The organism is Lachnoclostridium sp. MSJ-17 (assembly GCF_018918205.1).
Taxonomy (GTDB): domain Bacteria; phylum Bacillota; class Clostridia; order Oscillospirales; family Acutalibacteraceae; genus Ruminococcoides.
The window spans coordinates 18907-35644 of sequence record NZ_JAHLQB010000123.1 but is presented as its reverse complement, the minus strand read 5'-3'; the positions used below and the strand labels follow the sequence as shown (position 1 = coordinate 35644).

15 protein-coding genes and 1 pseudogene are annotated in these 16738 nt (G+C 49.3%); 3 read left to right on the top strand and 13 right to left on the bottom strand.

Going from position 1 to position 16738, the window contains the following annotated elements; genetic code table 11:
- Both KQI64_RS10265 and KQI64_RS10260 read right to left on the bottom strand, forming a co-directional pair.
- Positions 1-378, bottom strand: a pseudogene (locus KQI64_RS10265) (hypothetical protein); the annotation flags it as partial.
- A 186-nt stretch (positions 379-564) separates the two neighbouring features.
- Positions 565-2148 carry a SpoIIE family protein phosphatase gene (locus tag KQI64_RS10260; RefSeq protein ID WP_216524661.1) on the bottom strand — a complete coding sequence of 528 codons (1584 nt, stop codon included), beginning with the start codon at positions 2146-2148 and terminating at the stop codon, positions 565-567.
- A 140-nt stretch (positions 2149-2288) separates the two neighbouring features.
- On the opposite strand from KQI64_RS10260, the gene KQI64_RS10255 reads away from it, so the two are divergent.
- Together KQI64_RS10255 and KQI64_RS10250 are read left to right on the top strand one after the other, a co-directional pair.
- The gene (locus KQI64_RS10255) at positions 2289-2585 is read left to right on the top strand and encodes an STAS domain-containing protein (protein ID WP_216524660.1); all 297 of its coding nucleotides are present in this window, start codon (positions 2289-2291) and stop codon (positions 2583-2585) included.
- A 207-nt stretch (positions 2586-2792) separates the two neighbouring features.
- Positions 2793-4697: a hypothetical protein gene (locus tag KQI64_RS10250; protein ID WP_216524659.1), complete on the top strand. Its 1905-nt coding sequence runs from the start codon at positions 2793-2795 to the stop codon at positions 4695-4697.
- A gap of 49 nt (positions 4698-4746) precedes the next feature.
- Here the strand turns inward: KQI64_RS10250 and KQI64_RS10245 are convergent, their stop codons facing one another.
- Positions 4747-5346: a TetR/AcrR family transcriptional regulator gene (locus KQI64_RS10245; RefSeq protein ID WP_216524658.1), complete on the bottom strand. Its 600-nt coding sequence runs from the start codon at positions 5344-5346 to the stop codon at positions 4747-4749.
- 313 nt (positions 5347-5659) lie between these two features.
- Here KQI64_RS10245 and KQI64_RS10240 point away from each other — a divergent pair, with 313 nt between their 5' ends.
- Complete coding sequence (locus KQI64_RS10240; RefSeq protein WP_216524657.1) at positions 5660-6433, top strand: hypothetical protein; 774 nt, start codon at positions 5660-5662, stop codon at positions 6431-6433.
- A 414-nt stretch (positions 6434-6847) separates the two neighbouring features.
- On the opposite strand, the gene KQI64_RS10235 is transcribed toward KQI64_RS10240, so the two are convergent.
- The 10 genes from KQI64_RS10235 to ftsX all read right to left on the bottom strand — a co-directional run bounded on the left by KQI64_RS10235 (position 6848) and on the right by ftsX (position 16461).
- Positions 6848-7099 carry a hypothetical protein gene (locus KQI64_RS10235; protein ID WP_216524656.1) on the bottom strand — a complete coding sequence of 84 codons (252 nt, stop codon included), beginning with the start codon at positions 7097-7099 and terminating at the stop codon, positions 6848-6850.
- A gap of 35 nt (positions 7100-7134) precedes the next feature.
- Positions 7135-7311 (bottom strand): hypothetical protein, encoded by a 177-nt coding sequence (locus tag KQI64_RS10230; protein ID WP_216524655.1) that lies wholly within the window; start codon positions 7309-7311, stop codon positions 7135-7137.
- The gene (locus KQI64_RS10225; RefSeq protein ID WP_216524654.1) at positions 7312-7626 is read right to left on the bottom strand and encodes a dockerin type I repeat-containing protein; all 315 of its coding nucleotides are present in this window, start codon (positions 7624-7626) and stop codon (positions 7312-7314) included.
- A gap of 111 nt (positions 7627-7737) precedes the next feature.
- Complete coding sequence (locus tag KQI64_RS10220) at positions 7738-9420, bottom strand: GTPase (RefSeq protein WP_216524653.1); 1683 nt, start codon at positions 9418-9420, stop codon at positions 7738-7740.
- A 4-nt stretch (positions 9421-9424) separates the two neighbouring features.
- Positions 9425-11509 carry a GTPase domain-containing protein gene (locus KQI64_RS10215; RefSeq protein WP_216524652.1) on the bottom strand — a complete coding sequence of 695 codons (2085 nt, stop codon included), beginning with the start codon at positions 11507-11509 and terminating at the stop codon, positions 9425-9427.
- Positions 11493-11639 carry a hypothetical protein gene (locus KQI64_RS10210; RefSeq protein ID WP_216524651.1) on the bottom strand — a complete coding sequence of 49 codons (147 nt, stop codon included), beginning with the start codon at positions 11637-11639 and terminating at the stop codon, positions 11493-11495. The genes KQI64_RS10215 and KQI64_RS10210 overlap by 17 nt, the downstream gene beginning before the upstream one ends.
- 40 nt (positions 11640-11679) lie before the next feature.
- Entirely contained in the window at positions 11680-12840 is a 1161-nt protein-coding gene (locus KQI64_RS10205) for an alpha/beta hydrolase (RefSeq protein ID WP_216524650.1), read from the bottom strand.
- A 117-nt stretch (positions 12841-12957) separates the two neighbouring features.
- On the bottom strand, positions 12958-14163 hold the full coding sequence (locus KQI64_RS10575; protein WP_216524649.1) for a murein hydrolase activator EnvC family protein: 1206 nt from the start codon (positions 14161-14163) through the stop codon (positions 12958-12960).
- Between the two features lie 10 nt (positions 14164-14173).
- Entirely contained in the window at positions 14174-15532 is a 1359-nt protein-coding gene (locus tag KQI64_RS10570; protein ID WP_301282437.1) for a murein hydrolase activator EnvC family protein, read from the bottom strand.
- Between the two features lie 23 nt (positions 15533-15555).
- Positions 15556-16461: a permease-like cell division protein FtsX gene (gene ftsX / locus KQI64_RS10190; protein WP_216524648.1), complete on the bottom strand. Its 906-nt coding sequence runs from the start codon at positions 16459-16461 to the stop codon at positions 15556-15558.
- Positions 16462-16738: the final 277 nt, after the last annotated feature.

The window sequence follows — 16738 nt, the reverse complement described above, 5'->3', positions numbered from 1 at the left end:
ATAGTACATTTCCGTGCCGGCATCGGTGGTCTTTGTTTCAATGCTCGCAACGCCCCAGTTGCCTTTGCCGTAAAGGTTTGCAGCTGCCTCGCATGCTTTAAAAGCTGCTTTTTGCTGATCTGCCTGCGATTCCTGTTCGTCGGAATTTGCGCTGTTTTGTGTGCTGCCGGTGTTTTGATTGTCGGAACTGTTCTGAACGCTTGCAGCAGGAGTGGTTGCGGACGCAGCGGTTGTCACGGCAACCGTTGTGGGTGCTGTAGTTGTTTCCGTTTTGGAACTGTTGTTACCGCATCCCGTAAAGCAAAGTACTGCAATTAACGCGCAGACTGCAAGACCGGATGTTATTGCTGTTGTTCTTTTGATTGTTGTCTTTTTCATTTTGATTACCTCTTTCTTGAAATTTATTTTTGTTTTTTGTGTTTTTGTTTCTGCTGTGCCTATATATTATCACATTATTTTTTGAAATACAACATACGATCCGCGCATAATTTGTCTAAAATAAGACACTTTATCTGCGAATTGTCTTTTTTCAGACAGGTCGTTATTGATATGTCTATATTATTGTCAGTGAGCTGTTTGAAGAACGAGCATCGTCATATCGTCAGATTGCTCCGCGCCATGCGTAAAGGAATTGATTTCCTCTGTCACCGCGTTCAACACGCCTTTGGCGTCACTGCGGATATGATCGCTCAGTACCTTCTCCAGCCTTCCGTCGTCAAAGAGCTTACCCTCCTTGTTTTCCGCCTCCGTTATGCCGTCGGTATAGAGGAACAGACGGTCTCCCGCTTTCATCTTGACCGTGTATTCCGGAAACTCAATGTCCGAAAAGGATCCTGCTATAATGCCGCTTTCGGTGTTCAGCGCGGTCATCTTATCGGATAGTATATACGGATAGTTGTGACCCGCGTTTGAGTATGTCAATTCTCCCGTTTTAGGATCGTATACAGCTATGAATGCCGTAATAAACATCATATTCGGATTGTGCCCGACAAGATTGTTATTAAATTCAAAAAGCGCTTTTGACGGAGAATATCCTAACTGCGCATATTGATTCAGCAGTGTGATCGCGCGCGACATAAACAGAGCGGCGGTGATACCCTTGCCGGAAACGTCGCCGACCGCGACAAAGACGTTTCCGTTTTCCAATATGTTATAATAATACAGATCGCCGCCAACGTCCTTTGCCGTTGTCATAGACGCTTCTATTGTTACCGTGTCGTTTTGGAAGGACGGCGGCTCCAACAAACCCATTTGAATGTTTTGGGCGATATTCAGCTCGGCTTTTTGGCGGTTCAGCTCGGCAACGTCGTCGATATATTGCTCAAGCTCCTCAGCCATTGTGTTAAAGGAATCCGACATTTCGGCAAGCTCGTCCGTACCCTTGACAGGCAGCTTTTCAAATCCCGCGTCACGGTCTGAGACAAAGCCCTTCATTTTCATACTCGCTTTTTTCAGCGGCTTCGACACCTTGAAATACAGGATGACCGCAGCCGAAATACTGACCGTCAGTGTGGCAATAAACATAATGACAGCAAATTCACGGAATTTCTTATTAAAATCACCGGTTAAGTTTTTGATAGAGATCTCGGCTCTGACCAGTGATTTTATGTCCGTTTCGGGGCTTTCACTTTCGGGGTTTTCGTAATACAAGACCGGCATATAGCAAACTAACTTATCCTCGCCGCCGTTAGTGATATGGGTTGTGATTCCGCTGTCATCGCCTGCAAATGCTCTTTTCATTTCATCGGACATTCCGCCCTCCACGTATTGACCTGTCAAGTCGTTTGAAAGCTCACTTTCCTGTCTTTCGGCTTGGTGTGCGCTTATTCCTCGCGCCAAATATTTTGCGCTGTTGTCCTTAGAATCAGGCAGAATAAGATACACGGTGTCAACATCATACTGAATACAGGTGTTAGTGAAAATGATCACAACGTCCTTTTCATCATCAGAGCCGACAGCAAACTTATCGGGATTTACATAATAGATATGATCCGCTGCGGCACGGGCGGCGCTCGTTACATTCACGGTCGCTTCATTAACAATAGTATTATATGTATAGTTGTATAAAGCGACAAACATAACAAGCTCAACCACGGTAATGATTATCAGCAGCCAAAGCGATACCTTTTTGAATATAGAAGATTTCATGCGCAACCCTCCCGATCATCATTATTATACATTATTCCGACGCGATTGTCACTAACAATAAAAAAACTAGCGCGGATTTAATGACAAATCAAAAACGCTGTGTTATACTATAAGAAGTAAAACTAAACGGAGAATGAACTATGAAGGTTAAATCATCAAAAAACGGCAGCGCCTGCACACTGACCGTTGAAGGAAAAATCGACACGATGACCGCTCCCGAGCTGGACGAAGCGGTAAAATCAAATCTCCCAAAATGCGATAAAATGATTTTTGACTTCACCAATGTAGAATATATCACCTCAGCAGGCTTGCGCGTGCTGGTGTACGCGCATCGCGAGCTGATGAAGAAGGGCGGTGTCACGGTAACGGGTGTGAACGAAAGCATTAAAAAGGTATTTACCGTTACGGGAATACACAAGGTACTGAAAATCAAATAATACTGCGTTATATCGAACAGGGGTTTCCGGTAATCGGGAATCCTTATTTATTAGACAATTAGTTGGTCATCTGTCTAAAAACAGACACTTGACCTAAAAAGCGTCCAAATGTAGACAAACAGCGGCTTTTTTGAAGATTGTATTTGCCTTGGTTCGGTGTTATTATATAGCCACAGAAAACAAAACCAAAGAAAAGGAGATAACACCATGAAAAAGACAAGCAACATCAAAACAAGGATCATAGCAGGTTTATTATCCACCGTCACCGCTTTCTCGGTAGGAGCGATCACTATCAGCTCCGCTTCGGCAGCGGAAACAAATTCTTCCGAATATATTTTGCAGCAGAACAACGCAAACGATCCCGTGAGCTATGCGACGGTAAAAGCCGAGGACTACGGCAAGCAGGCAGGCGTAAACGCTGCAAACGCCGCGTTTGATACGCTCGGACAGGTTTTCCCCGGAGCGAGCATTTTAGTTTCTCCGTTCAAAACCCTGTTCAATATGAACGTTAACGGCGACGACCCGATCACAGCGGTGAACAACAAGCTCGACAAAATGGATCAGAAGCTTGATGATATCAGCAAAAATCTTAAGTCTCTCAACAACAATATTGACCGCAATATTGCGTGGCTCGGCAACAAGACCGAGCTGAGCGAGCTAAAGACAAACTACCGCAATCTCAGCGCCGCGCTTGAGGACTTTGCAAAGGATATTTATTCGATCGAATCCGATGACGAGCTCAACAATCAGCAGAAGATGATGAAGCTGGCGACACTGAAAAAGGGCGCGGATTTCAGAGACGTAAAGCGTTACTGCACCATCATCAGAGATTATATGGACGGCAGCAACAAATATGTATCGGATTGTATGTTCGACCTGCTCTACAACGACAAGGCTCCCTCATGTATGATAGAGCGCGAAGCCTACAACAAGGCGTTCGGCGCGGCAGAGGATCTGACAAAGCAGTATATGTACGCGGTCTCTCTTATCGCAGAATGCCAGAAAGCAGCCGACGCGGTTTACTTTTTCACGGAAGCGGACGTCAAGGCGCTCGGAAACGGCATATTCAAATCCGATTACGACAATTTTGACAAAGCAAGAGAGATCTTGGATGCTGACGACGCCGCAAAAATGCTCACAGCGGCAGCCACAGGCGCGGATAACTTCCGGAAGCATAACACCGGCAAATTCATCTTCAAGGGAACCAAGTCGATCGACAAGGTTTGCGGACGTTTTGAATATGCAGAGCTCTATCCAAACAGAACTTCCAAGACAAACGACTACATCAACAAGAGCACGCTTTCCACAGACGATATTAAGGCATTGGCGGCATATGTGCGCGAAAATTATCCCAACACCTCTATTTACACCTTCCTCAAAAATAACAAGGCGCTTTATTGTGATTTTAATTTGAAGAATGTCGAGACAGACATCCTTCCGGGATATATCCTGACCGATTCTAACCTTCAAACCGAAGAGCACAGAGTCGGAACCGAGGATTTAGGCGAATATGGCGGAAGTCTGTTATATGACTGCAGTGTTTACGCAAAGGGTATCAATATATGTGACCCTAAATGCGAGGAAGAGAACATTTTGGTTTATACTTATCGCAGAGCAGACATTTATATGTACTTCATTTACTGCCGTTCCAGCTATTATTACTGCAGCTCTTACGAAAAGAAGATCGTCACGCTCGGCGATCCGATCACAACGGATGAGAAAAACGCGGTAAACAAGTTGGACGAAGAAAAGGCTCAGGAAGAAAAAATGAGAAATGAGCTCTCCGCATGGAAAAACTCTTGTCCCGCATTCGCGGATCTCACCTTTGAGGATTACAAGGAATATGCCGGCTGGAAAAAGTGGAACGAGAGCAATAACCATTATGATGAAAAATACTTTGCGGATTATATCAGAAATATGAAGGAATTTAATAAATACGGCAGTTATATGGATAAATACCTTTTTGTACAATATATGAAAGTCAAATTATCTCCCAATCCCAAACACGCAAACGCTCCCTACGAATTGTATCAAGAGTACGTAAAATTATATAATAAAGGTAAATATAACAGAGAGTACGGAATTTGGTTGATCGAATATAAAGGAATGTAAAATACAAAATTATCCCCGTGCCAAATCGGCACGGGGATTGCTTTGTGCTTCATGAAAATAAACCTTCTATACCGTTGTCAAGCTCGGTGATGGTCTCCACAATAAACTCCTTCGGCTCGGCAAAGCCGCCCTCGACCCACATTGAGATCACTGCCAGACAGCCCTGCGCGCGGTAGCGGCTCATATAGGCAAGGCGCTTGTCGTCGAGGTTTGAGCCGGTTTTCTCGCTCTCTACCTGACGGAACACGCCCTCTATCATTTGTGTGAGGTCGGCGTGCAGCTGTCCGGTGTTGTTGGGACTGAAAATCATTTTGAACACCGCGCGGTTATCATACATATAATCAAGCAGACTCTTGAAAAATGCCTCCGCGGGCTGTTCACCGAGTTCCAGCGCGATATACGCGATCTCGGTCATGGTTTCTCCCTCGATTTTTTCGTTGAGATCGTATATATCAAGATAATGCGTGTAAAAAGTCGCGCGTCCGATATCCGCTCTGTCAACCAGCTCCTGCACGGTGATCTTGTGCAGCTCCTTTTCGGACAACAGCTCGGCAAACGCGGTATAGATCGCCCTTTTGGTTCTTTGCGTCCTGCGGTTGTGCTTGCTCTCACTCATCATATCCACGCTCCTTCGGTATGCTAGTATCATATCAAATTTTCCGGCGGATTGCAAGATATAGACAATTATATTGCAAACTGTCCGAATATAGACGACTGTTCTGCAAACTGTCCGAAAACAGACAGATCGGCGGAGAGTTGAATATGGATTATATTTTGATTAGATGTTATCATATAACCACAGTAAAAAATATGACACAGAAGAAACGGAGAAATAAAAAATGAAAAAAATATTTTGTGCTCTTATTGCAGCGGCAACTCTTTTTGCATCCACGGTCCCGGCTTTTGCTGCTGAAGTAAATACAGCCCCGTCCACGGATATTGACGGAACAAAACACAGACTTGTGAAAAGCGTAAAAGTGTACTGTGCTGACTATGATACAAATGAATGGAGCTTGGATTACACGCAGAACGTGGAATATCAAAACGCGTATCCCACGATGATAGAACAGGTTTACAGCGATGAAGAGATCGGCTCATCGAAAATACTTTTTGAATATACTTTTGAAAACAATATGCCTAAAACTTCCGTCATAAAGAATGACGCTAATCATGAAACCACGAAAATCGAGTACAACAACGGAAGGGTTTACAACGTCCATACCGATAACGAGGGCGGCGGATCAAGCGACACCATCTATCAGTATGCTAACGGCGACGGATATTTTACTTCTCTTTTGGGTTCAAGGTACACGCCGGGCACTGAGTATTCTCCTGAAGAATTTGCCGAGGAGATGGATTCGGTTCAGATTATCACAGAGAACGGCGTAATCAAAAAGAGCATCAACACCGGCTACTTTACAAAATGGACGTCCGGATCAAAGAAAAACTGGACGAGATTCAACGGTACTTACACAACTGAGTATGACAGCGACGGCATTGTAAAAATTATGTCGGCGGATTTTCGAGAAGCTCCTTCTCAGATTCAAAAGACCGTAGAGGTCGAGAAGGAAAACGGTATCATAACCGGCACAATCCTAAAATCAGGAACAAACGGCGCGGTAAAATTCGAGTTTGAATATACCGACGAGGAAATCAACGCGGCAAGATACGCTCAAATGATGAACTACTTTATCATCGGAGCAGGAAGCAATTATTACAACTATAATTGGTATTGATGAAAGGGCGCTCCGGGCGGTGTAACTGTATGTCAGTTTCAAATTCATTGGATTGGAAGCATCTTTTCCACCAAATCAAAATCATTTTTATTCTGTTATGTGCCGTATCCTACCATATATGGTGTCGAGATTTTTCGAGGATAGTTTCTCTGTTATACAAAAAATATTATTTATGACGATTATTCTGCTGCTTGTGGTTGGTCTGGATTTGGTCTTTTTTAGGTCATTTTTGGTGTGATACGAGTTGGATGAAAGGTGATTGCCGTGACTCGGAATGTGCCTATTATCCGCATAAACACGTCACTTTCGGCGATTTGCAAAACTTTCCGAAATCCGCTTCACGTTTCTTCGAGCCCCGTTATCTCCACCAGAAAACACGGACAATTCTTTTTTGGATTGTCCGTGTTTCTTTATTTACAGTGTATTTACATACGTGACGAAATCGTCGATGCTGTAGGTATACTCAACCTTGGCGGATGCTCCCTTGAAAATCAGAAATTCGCTCAAGCCGTATTCCGTGCCGTTGTCTGCCCAGTCGTATGTATATCCGAGTCTTGTCCATGGATACGCGCTGTCGAAATACGACCAGAGAATAGTTGAATCGAACCATGACTTGTAGCGCTTGTCAAACTCCTCGTTGCCCGTAGGCTGATAGGTAGTCGTCATCTGGGCGGTTATATCCGTTACATAAGCGGGACGGTTCAGAACGCTTGCGTCGACCCAGAGCGCGGTGACCGTTCGGGATATTTGTGAGTAATGGTCACGAGCACCTTGTCGCCGTCCCATATCACCCTGTCGTCGTCCTTAGTGATGTTGACAAGAGGCATGATCTCATCTTCGTCAGCAAAGACAGCGTCGCGCACGGAAAGCTCGTACAATTACAATTCGTCGTTGCTGAGCTTTCTGTCCAGCGATGACGGCAGCCCCGCGAGAAACCGCTGGATATTTGTCGCATCGGAAACGGCAATCTTTCCGTCGCACGTCACGTCCGCCGCGTCAAGTACGATTCCTACGGGAAAATCAGCGAGATAGTTCTGGATACAGGTGACGTCCGAAATGCTGACGTAGCCGTCGCCGTTCGCGTCGCCCTTGACCCACGCGGTCTTTGTCTCAGCCGCGGACGCTGTCAATGACGGCGCCGCGCTCAAAATAAGTGTGACAGCTGACACAAAAGCAGCGATTGCTTTTTTCATAGTATTCCCCCTGATTAATAATCTTGTTATTCAATACGGTATATATCATAGCACAAAAGGACTAAAAAGAAACAAAAATTTGTTGCGGCTGAAAGACTTCAGGCTTGCTGATTATCCGCGGTGAATCTCCTGAATCAGTCCGCGGCATTCATTCAGAAGCGCTCTGAGCGCCGACGAGGTTTCGTTCTGGGCGGCGTTGGCGGAGCGGATAACCTCGATTTTATCGTCAAGCTCCGAAATAGTTCCGCCCAGCGCGTTGTCGAGCTGTTCTTCGGCAAAAACTCTGCCAAAGTCCGCAAGCTCGCCCGCAAAGCCGTAAAACTCGGCGCGCACGCTCTGACAGAATTTTTTCAGTTCCCTTCGCTGAGTCTCGGCGTCGTAATCTTCTTTGATTTGCAGCCCTATATCAAGGGCTACTCCGAGCACGTCCATTACCTTTCCCGCTCTTGCAAGCCCGCGCGCGATTTTCTCAGCCTGCCACGGCTTGAATTTCACATTGAACGCCTTGCCGATGTCGAGCACAGCCTTGTGAACATTGCCGCCCGAATAACAGGCGAGCTTTATGCCAGCGTTCTCGGGATTGACCGCGTTCTGCACAAGGATATCGCCGACTCCCTTCATAAATCCGCCCGCATTGACAAGCAGGTTCCTGATATTCTCCGGAAGGGTTCCGATATTGCTTTCGAGTCTTGATTTCAGCTGCATCGTGAACGCAGAATTATCCGCCTCCGAGATATCCTGCTCAACGTCCGCCAGCCCTTTTTTAAGAATATCCTGCGCCTGCTGCTGACAATCGGTAGCGGCGATGTTTGCCTCCTCGATTTTTTGCGAAAGCTTTGTTTCGATTTCCTCGGCGCTTTCACCGCTGTTCACAACCTCGGCGGCGTCAAGACCCGCCTCGCGGATTTTGTTGGAGGTATTGGAAAACAGACTGCGGATATCCCGGCGCAGGCGGTTGCGCGCGTCGGAAAGCATGTAGCGCTGCTGAACAAAGTTCTCCTCCAGCGCGCTCAGATCCTCGTTCTCGGATTTCAGCTCGAGCGCGTCGATTGCCCGCTGCAACACGTCCTCTATCTGATAAAGCTCAGTAGTCAGGCGCGAGACATAGCCTTTTTCAGCGACAAAGCGGTTGACCGTGTCCGTGAATTCGGCGAAGCCGCTGCGGTTTATCAGTCTTTCCGCCCGCCCGGGAGAGACTTGCATTTTTGCAATTCCGTCAAGGTACGACTTCGCGTCGAGGAAGCACAGGTGAAGCTCCTCCGGTGTGTACGGGTCGATCACCTTCGCGATATCACCGCGTATGATCTCCCGCTGACCGGGGGTGTTGCCCTCTGCCGTCATCTGCATTTTATTGACAACAAGTATCATCTCGTTTGCCTTGTCGTTATCAATGGCGAGCTTTCTGAAATGCGCGGCGATGTTTGCGTCGAACATCTGACTTGTGACGACAAAGATAAGAATATCCGCCGCGGCAATCGCGCGGTAGGAAATCTCGTCATGATCGGGGCGCTGCTCTGTATGGATACCCGGCGTGTCGGTGATCACCATGCCGTTCCAGAGATAGCTGTTTGTCCGCTCGGTCGTGATACCCGCGCCGACTGCAATATCGTTCCTGCCCGTGAGCATGCGGATAATGGTCGATTTTCCCGCGCTGTACTGACCGGCAAAAACTATGTTGAGCGGGCGTGTCTCATCGGAAGGCGGCGGACATTTGTAATCCGTTCCCTTCAGCGCTTCCTCCGCCCGGGCGCGAATCTCCTGCACCCGCTTTGAATATTCCGCGATTTTCAGCATAATATCACCTCGTTATCACTATCCCGCTCAGCTGCTGAGCGAGCTTTGCTTTGTTTATCACAACAGGATCATCGCCGTTTTTCAGTACGGCCGATATCTTATCGCCGCGCTTTTTAAGCGTGCAGCTTCCGTTTCCGAGAATCATGCGGACAAGCTCGGTTTTATCCTCCGCATACGGCAAAAACCTTATGCTCTCGCCGAGCAGATTGCATAACTCCTGACGCTCGCGTTCGGGGAATACGGTATGCGGCGCGAGCACTACGGCGCATTCGAAGCCCGGAATCATTGCCGCGTCGTGTATCCTCATTGAAAGCTCGGGACGTCCGATCAGGCTGAGCGCCTTGCAAAGAAGAGAGCGGTGCAGCTCTCTCAGGCTGCCGCTGAGCTGTTGCGCAAGGGTGCCCTGTGTTGACGAAAGCTCAGAGACGACCTCGCATACGCTGTCGAGGTCTGCTTCGAGCAGATTGAGCTTATCGAGGATCTCACGCAGGCTCTTTTCGAGAGAATCCCGGTACTTTTGGCAGATCACATTGATATTTTCTCTGAGCTGATTCTCGATTTTCTCCCTTGCTCCTCTTTCAAGCTTTGCTTTGTCCGGCAGATAACCGCCGAAAAACTCCTTGACCAGTCCGACGCCGACGGAAGCGAGAAGCAAGACCGGCGCCGCCGCGGGAAATACCAGAGCGGCAATCACAAGCAAGCCTCCCGTTGCGACCATTCCCCATTCAAAGAGCTTGCGGGTATCCAGTATTCTCCGGCTTTTCAGCGTCATATCCGCAGAATACGTAACGGCGAATTCGAGCTCCTTTTTCATTGAACGCGTGAGCTCGCGGATCTCATCATCTGCCTGTTGCGAAAGCTCCTCCATCAGCTCTTTGCCGCGTTCGTTCAGCTTGAGCTCTTTGAGATATTTATCCCATTTCGAATTTATTTCCCTGCTGCCGATATTTCGGGCGGCAAAGTCCGACGCGTCGGAATAAAGCTGACTTTTCAGATTGTTTACGTCGCTTGCCACGCGATCGTACGCGCTCTTTTCAAAGCGTTCGATCCACTTGTGCAGCGACTTTTTCTTGTCGCTTATCATATCGCTCTGAAGCTCGTTGAGACAGCTCTGTTCAAGCAGCAGATCAACCGTGCTGCCGATCGGAGCCGCCACAGCGTCGATAAAGGTTTTTACCCGGTAGAGCTCTCCGCGCGTCGATACACGCTGCGCTATTGCGTTTTTCAGATTATTGATACGGCTTGCCGCTGTCAGTATCCCGGCTTTTTGAGGATCCTTTGTCTGCTGCGCTAAAAACGCCGAACGCAGGTGTGTGTATACAAACGGGACCGCGTTCCAGTCCTGACCCGCCAATGAGCCGAAGGCTATAAACTGACGGCGGATCTCCTCGAGTCTCGGTATCTGAAACGCCTCGTCGATATCCTCGGTGATATACCGCACGTCCTCGCTGATATCGACGCTCGCCTTGACGTTCATAATGCACAGCACCGGCTTGCCGAGCTCCAGAATTGAGCGGAAGCATTCCGCCTCCTGAGACTGCACGCCGTCGTCGGTCATCAAAAACAGGATCATATCCGCGTTTTTTGCAGCGTCAAAGGCAACGTCCTCGTCCTTCTGGCCGTTGAACGCTCCTATTCCGGGCACGTCGGTTATGCGCAGACCGTTCCACTCATACGAGCGGATATCGCGCGTCTTACGCTGCGCGCCGTTGCCTATCGCCTTGCCGTCTCCGTGCGTGAGAACCTCCATAAGAGTCGATTTTCCCGCCATTGTCCTGCCGAAAAGCGTGATATCAAAGCTGTTGAGACTGCCGCGGAGCTTTTTGAGCCGATCGCGCGGCTGTTCGCTCAACTCACCAAACGCCTTGCAGATATCCTTTATCTGACGCGACAGAAGCCTGTTCAAATCCGAAAGGTAAACGGCCTTTCCGCTGAGAAGCGCTGCCGACCGCTCGGTTTCCTCACGCGCGCTGCTCAGAGTCCGTTCGATTTTCCCTAGCTGGGCTGACGCCGCTTCATATCCGTCCTGGGCGCTCTGACGACACCGGGCGAGAGCGCTGTTCAAATCATAATTATTCCGGTTTTCCATAATATACTCCGTTGCCTGATTCTTTTACTTTATCATACAACATTATTCTTGTGCTTTCAAGATTTCCGTGTAATAAATCTTCCGCATTATCATCTATTTCCAAAACAACGGCAAAAACCGCAATCTTCAAAAAATTTGACCTGAACCGTTTGCGCGGCTCAGGTCTTTTTTTACATTATGGCATCGACTTTCTGACTGTAGATAGCTTCTATGAATTCAGGAAAAATATATCTCCAGTAATATACGCGGTGGTCGCCCTTGTCGTACAAATCCAGCACCCTTCTGTCCTGAGGATAATCCAGCTTTTCGAGAAGCTTCATCATCGGCTTGGCGAAAATGCCGTTGTCCTTGATATCGTCGCCGGCGTACATATACACAAAGGGCACGTTTCCGGAGAAGTCCTTCTGTTTCAGGTACTCTTCCCAGGTGCTCTCGTCGTACATCCAGAACGAAGGCGACATCGCGCCGATATTGCCGAATTTTTCGGGGTGCTCCATTCCGATATAAAACGACTCCAAGCCGCCCAGCGAGCTTCCGGCAATGGCGTTATGAAGGGAATCGGTGTACACATTGTACTTCTCCTCTATCGTGGGAACCACGGAATTTACAACGAACTCGCAGAACTCGTTTCCGTCCCTCACCTCGTACACTCCTTCGGCAAGCCCGGACGGTTTGCCCAAATCGGGAGCAAGCTCGCGGTAGCGGGTATTTTCGCGGTTTGCGATACCGACAACGATCGCCTTGAAATCGCTGTACTTCATCGCGCTGATAATACTCTCGGGAGCGCCCCATGTGCCGAGGTTCTCCTCGTCCGCAAGAATACTGTCGCCGTCAAGGAGGTAGATAACAGAGTATTTATCCTCCGAATCGGGGTCGTAATCCTCGGGCGTCCAGACGTACACGTCCTTTTCCTCGCCCTGAAACGGAAGCGTAAATCTTGTCACCGGGAACTTCTGAGTGAACTCAACTCCCTCGGTGCAGGGAAACACGCCGTAGCTCGAGATGTACCAGCCGTCTGTCAGCTCGTTGAAGGCAACCTCGTCCGTCTGCTCGCCGTCGTATGTAAAATACACCTTGTTGTACGCTCCTGTGTTGCCTTCGCAGCTGTATTGACAGAAGCCGTCGCCGTCCTCGCCGCGCTGCATTGTTTTTTCCTCAGTTCTGCCGTTGGACTTGTTGACAAAGACCGCCTTAACCTCGTCTTGAGCATAGTCGGTTTTCAGGTAAAGCCTGTGGTTGGCGATATTTTCGTCACCTTTTGAAGCGCAGCCGGTTGACATAAGCGTAACAGCGGCGAGAGTTAAGCAAATTGACGGTATGATTCTTCTCATTTCGGTTCTCCTCCACGTTTTTTCTCGTTTTTCTGTTATTAATAATACATCGCCAATCTGAATTTAATCTGAAGAAATATAAAAAAAGGGCAAGCCTTTCAGCCTGCCCAAAAATTATTAAAATTCAGTCATCGGGTCATATTTTTCGCCGTTCACGCGGCATTCAAAGTGGAGGTGCGGTCCGGTAGAGTTGCCGGTCGAGCCGACAAGACCGATTACCTGTCCTTTTTTGACGGTATCGCCCGGCTGTACGCCCGCGCTGGTGAGGTGACCGTAGATGGTCTCCTTGCCGTTGCCGTGGTCGATCCACACGTAGTTGCCGTAGCTTCCGCAGGCACAGCACTTTTCCTTGCCCCAGTTGTGAGGACAGCCCGTGAATACGCCGACAACTGTTCCCGCGTCCGCGGCAAGCACAGGCGAACCCATGATTCCGCCGCCCGCGATATCGATTCCGCCGTGGAAATACGAGGTGCGGTTCTCGCGGAACAGAGAGGAAAGCGTGTAGTAACCAGGACACGGCCATACATATTTTCCATCGGTGGCGATGTCGGCGGTCTGAGCCTTCTTCTCAAAGTACTTGCGGATCTGCGACTCCATAAGGGTCTGCTCATTGCTCGCGTCAGCGAGGAAATCCTCTGCTTCAGCCGAGGAATCGCGGAGCTTTTTGAGAGTTTCCTCGTTCTTCTCAAGGGTCTCGTTCAAATCCTTGAGGTCAGCGTCGAGGGTCGTCTCGTCGGCAAGGAGGTGTTCCTTGTCCTCCTGCATCTGAACCTTCTTATCCTCTATCTCGGCGAGCTTGGTGCTGACATTGTCGATCAGTTCCTCGTCGTATTTTGTGAGGGTTTTGACAAGGTTCACCTTGTCTATCATGTCGGAAAAATTCTTCGCGCCGAGAATGATCTCAAGATCGCTGGCGCTTCCCGCCATATAAATCACGCGCAGACGGTCGCAGAGGGCGTCAAGCTGTCCCTCAATGTCGTCGTTAGCCTGGTCGATCTCCTTCTGACTGGTGGAAATGCTGTCGGTAAGGTCTGTAATCGACTCTCGGGTAAGAGTTACCTTCTCGCTGAGCACCTTGATTTTTTCGGTGAGAGCGCGGTTGTACTCCTCTTTATCGGTGATCTCCTTGGCGTTTTTCTGAAGGATTTTCTCATATTCTTCCTTTTTCTGTCCAAGGTTGGAAATACGCTCTGCAAGCGAATGCGTGTCGACGACGGCTTGTTCGTCCTCCTCAGCGGAAACGGAAAATACCGTTCCCAGAGGAGCGACCGTTATCATGCACACGCCGAGAAGCGCACAGAAAAACTTCTTACACTTCGTCATGGCAACCGCCTTACATCAGCGCTCTGTAGCCAATCTCAACGTCGGGATCGTAGGTGTAGCCGTTCAAGCGGCACTCAAAGTGAAGGTGCGGTCCTGTGGAGTGTCCTGTTGAACCCATAAGACCGATCTGCTGACCGGCGGACACTGTCTGACCCTCGCTTACGTCGACGCTTGCGAGGTGGCCGTAGATAGTCCACTTGCCGTTGCCGTGGTCGATCATGACATAGTTGCCGTAGCTGCCGCCGCAGCCGCAGTCGCCGCTCTTGCCCCAGTTGTGTACGCAGCCGGAGTATGTGGCGATAACTGTGCCGCTGTCAGCCGCGACGATAGTGCTGTACATGGGACCCGCGATATCAACACCGCTGTGGCTGTAGCCTCTGTCGGCGGAATCGCCGTAGTCGGAGCTGATATAGTATACTCCGGGAGCAGGCCATACGTAGCTGCCGCTCGAGGGTGTGGGATCGGGAGTATAGGGAGTCGGGTCAGGCTCAGGCTCCGGCTCGGGATCGGGCTCATTAGTGGTCGCAGGTTCTGTCGCCTTCTGTTCTGACGAGCCGCTGTTTGAGCTTGAGTTATCGGAGTTCTTTTTCTTGTTGGCAGCTTCGATAGCCTTGCGTGACTCCTCCTGCTGCTCCTGGAGGATCTTGGCAATATTAGCCTCAAGCTCGGACTTGCTGTCGCTGAGACCGCTCAGAACGCTCTGTGCGTCGCTCCTTGAGATCTCGAGATCGGCGAGTCTGTCCTTGTTGGCTTCGAGGGTTTCGTTGAGGTCATTCATATCCGCGTCAAGGGCTTCCTGGTCGGCTACAAGAGCCTCCTTGTCCTTGAGCATGGCGTCCTTGCTGACCTGTATCTCGGCGAGCTTTGCGTTGACCTGGTCGATCAGATCCTGGTCATACTTAGAAAGGCTCTTTACGAGGTTCATCTTGTCAATAAGATCTGAGAAGTCCTTCGCGCCGAGAATGATCTCGAGGTCGCTGGCGCTTCCCGCCATATATATCGCTCTGAGACGCTCGCAGAGCGCGTCGAGCTGACCTTCGATGCTGGCGTTGCCCTCATCGATTTTCTTCTGGTTTTCGGCAATACTCTCATTGAGCTTGGCGATAGACTCACGGGTGAGGTTGATCTTCTCGCCGAGCACGCTGATTTTCTGAACGAGAGCGTCATTATATTCCTTCTGGTCGGCAATCTCGTTCTCAGACTGGCTGAGAATCGTCTTGTATTCCGACTCCTTCTCCTTGAGCTCGATAAGCTGGGCGCGGAGAGAATCCACGTCCTCAGCCGAAACGGAAATGACCGAGCCGAACGCGGGTACGGAAACAATGCAGACGCTGAGCATTGCGCAGATGATCATTTTTAATCTTTTCATGTATACTTCTCCTTTCGGGGGAATTACCATCCGAGAATTTCGTTACCTTCCATTTTCAGATACTTGCGGATGGAGAGGAAGCCGCCGCAGAAGCCGACGAAAACGCCGAAAATGGTGAACGCCGCCGCTACGTAGGGCAATACGTCGATATACGGAATGAAGTCAAACATGGACTGCGCGTTCTCAACCACCATGCCGACGCCCTGATAAACAAGAGCGAGAGCGCCTGTGGCGATAAGCGCGGAAATCAGTCCGATGACCATACCCTCAACAAGGAAGGGCATTCGTACAAATGAGTTTGTTGCGCCGACAGACTTCATGATGCTGATTTCGAAGCGGCGCGAATACATTGTAGCGCGGATGGTGTTCGCTATGATGAACAGCGAAATAACCAGCAGCGCGGAAACAACCGCGATCGAGAAGATCGTGACAAGGTTGCTGATACGGGTGAGCTTGTCCGCGAAATCCTTACGGTTGAGGATCGTGTCGGGGTCTACGCCCTGGATCTTCTGAATCTGAGCGACTGTGTCGTCGTACTGTGAGAGGTCGTGCATCACGACAATGAAGGAATCCGGAAGCGGGTTTCTGTCCTCGATTCTTGAGAACAGGCTGTCGCCGAGAGTTGAGCGGTACTGCTCAAACGCCTCCTCCTTTGAGTAAAACCTCGCGGAAGCGACATTGGGCACCTTTTCGATTTCCTTTCCGACATAGACGGCCTCAAGCTGTGAATAACCTTCCTGGATATAAACGATGGTTTCGTTACTCTCTCCCACCTCGTCAACCATTTTTGAGACGTTGATGGAAAACAGCGCCGCCGCACCCGTGAGGATAAGACAGCTGATGAGCACGCAGACAGACGCGATACTCATGATCCGGTTACTCCAGACGTTCTTGAAGCCCTCTTTTACAAGATAGCCAAAGCCTTTCATATAATTATCCTTTTCTTGCGCGAAAACTCGCGTTATTTTTTAGCCGAGACGGTCGTCGTCATCGGGAACGATCACCACGTTGTCGGGATACGAAGGAGAGTCGCCGTCCGGTTCTCCCGAATCGTCAGCGTCGTCATAGCCCAGACCCTCGTAGCTCTCGAGGATCTCGTCGTCGGAAAATTCCCTCTCGCCTGTGAAACCGCTCTCCTCGCGGTACTCGTTGTAGTCGAGGGAATAGTCGTCCTCGTCGTAATCCTCGGAAGCGCCCGCGGCAAAT

Bases quoted from the DNA above. Each gene is read 5' to 3' on its own strand.
- KQI64_RS10245 (WP_216524658.1), bottom strand. From the start codon at position 5,346: ATGATACTAGCATACCGAAGGAGCGTGGATATGATGAGTGAGAGCAAG.
- KQI64_RS10205 (WP_216524650.1), bottom strand. From the start codon at position 12,840: ATGAGAAGAATCATACCGTCAATTTGCTTAACTCTCGCCGCTGTTACG.
- ftsX (WP_216524648.1), bottom strand. From the start codon at position 16,461: ATGAAAGGCTTTGGCTATCTTGTAAAAGAGGGCTTCAAGAACGTCTGG.
- KQI64_RS10235 (WP_216524656.1), bottom strand. From the start codon at position 7,099: ATGACGACTACCTATCAGCCTACGGGCAACGAGGAGTTTGACAAGCGC.
- KQI64_RS10220 (WP_216524653.1), bottom strand. From the start codon at position 9,420: ATGCTGAAAATCGCGGAATATTCAAAGCGGGTGCAGGAGATTCGCGCC.
- KQI64_RS10215 (WP_216524652.1), bottom strand. From the start codon at position 11,509: ATGGAAAACCGGAATAATTATGATTTGAACAGCGCTCTCGCCCGGTGT.
- KQI64_RS10250 (WP_216524659.1), top strand. From the start codon at position 2,793: ATGAAAAAGACAAGCAACATCAAAACAAGGATCATAGCAGGTTTATTA.
- KQI64_RS10575 (WP_216524649.1), bottom strand. From the start codon at position 14,163: ATGACGAAGTGTAAGAAGTTTTTCTGTGCGCTTCTCGGCGTGTGCATG.
- KQI64_RS10260 (WP_216524661.1), bottom strand. From the start codon at position 2,148: ATGAAATCTTCTATATTCAAAAAGGTATCGCTTTGGCTGCTGATAATC.
- KQI64_RS10570 (WP_301282437.1), bottom strand. From the start codon at position 15,532: ATGAAAAGATTAAAAATGATCATCTGCGCAATGCTCAGCGTCTGCATT.
- KQI64_RS10225 (WP_216524654.1), bottom strand. From the start codon at position 7,626: ATGAAAAAAGCAATCGCTGCTTTTGTGTCAGCTGTCACACTTATTTTG.
- KQI64_RS10255 (WP_216524660.1), top strand. From the start codon at position 2,289: ATGAAGGTTAAATCATCAAAAAACGGCAGCGCCTGCACACTGACCGTT.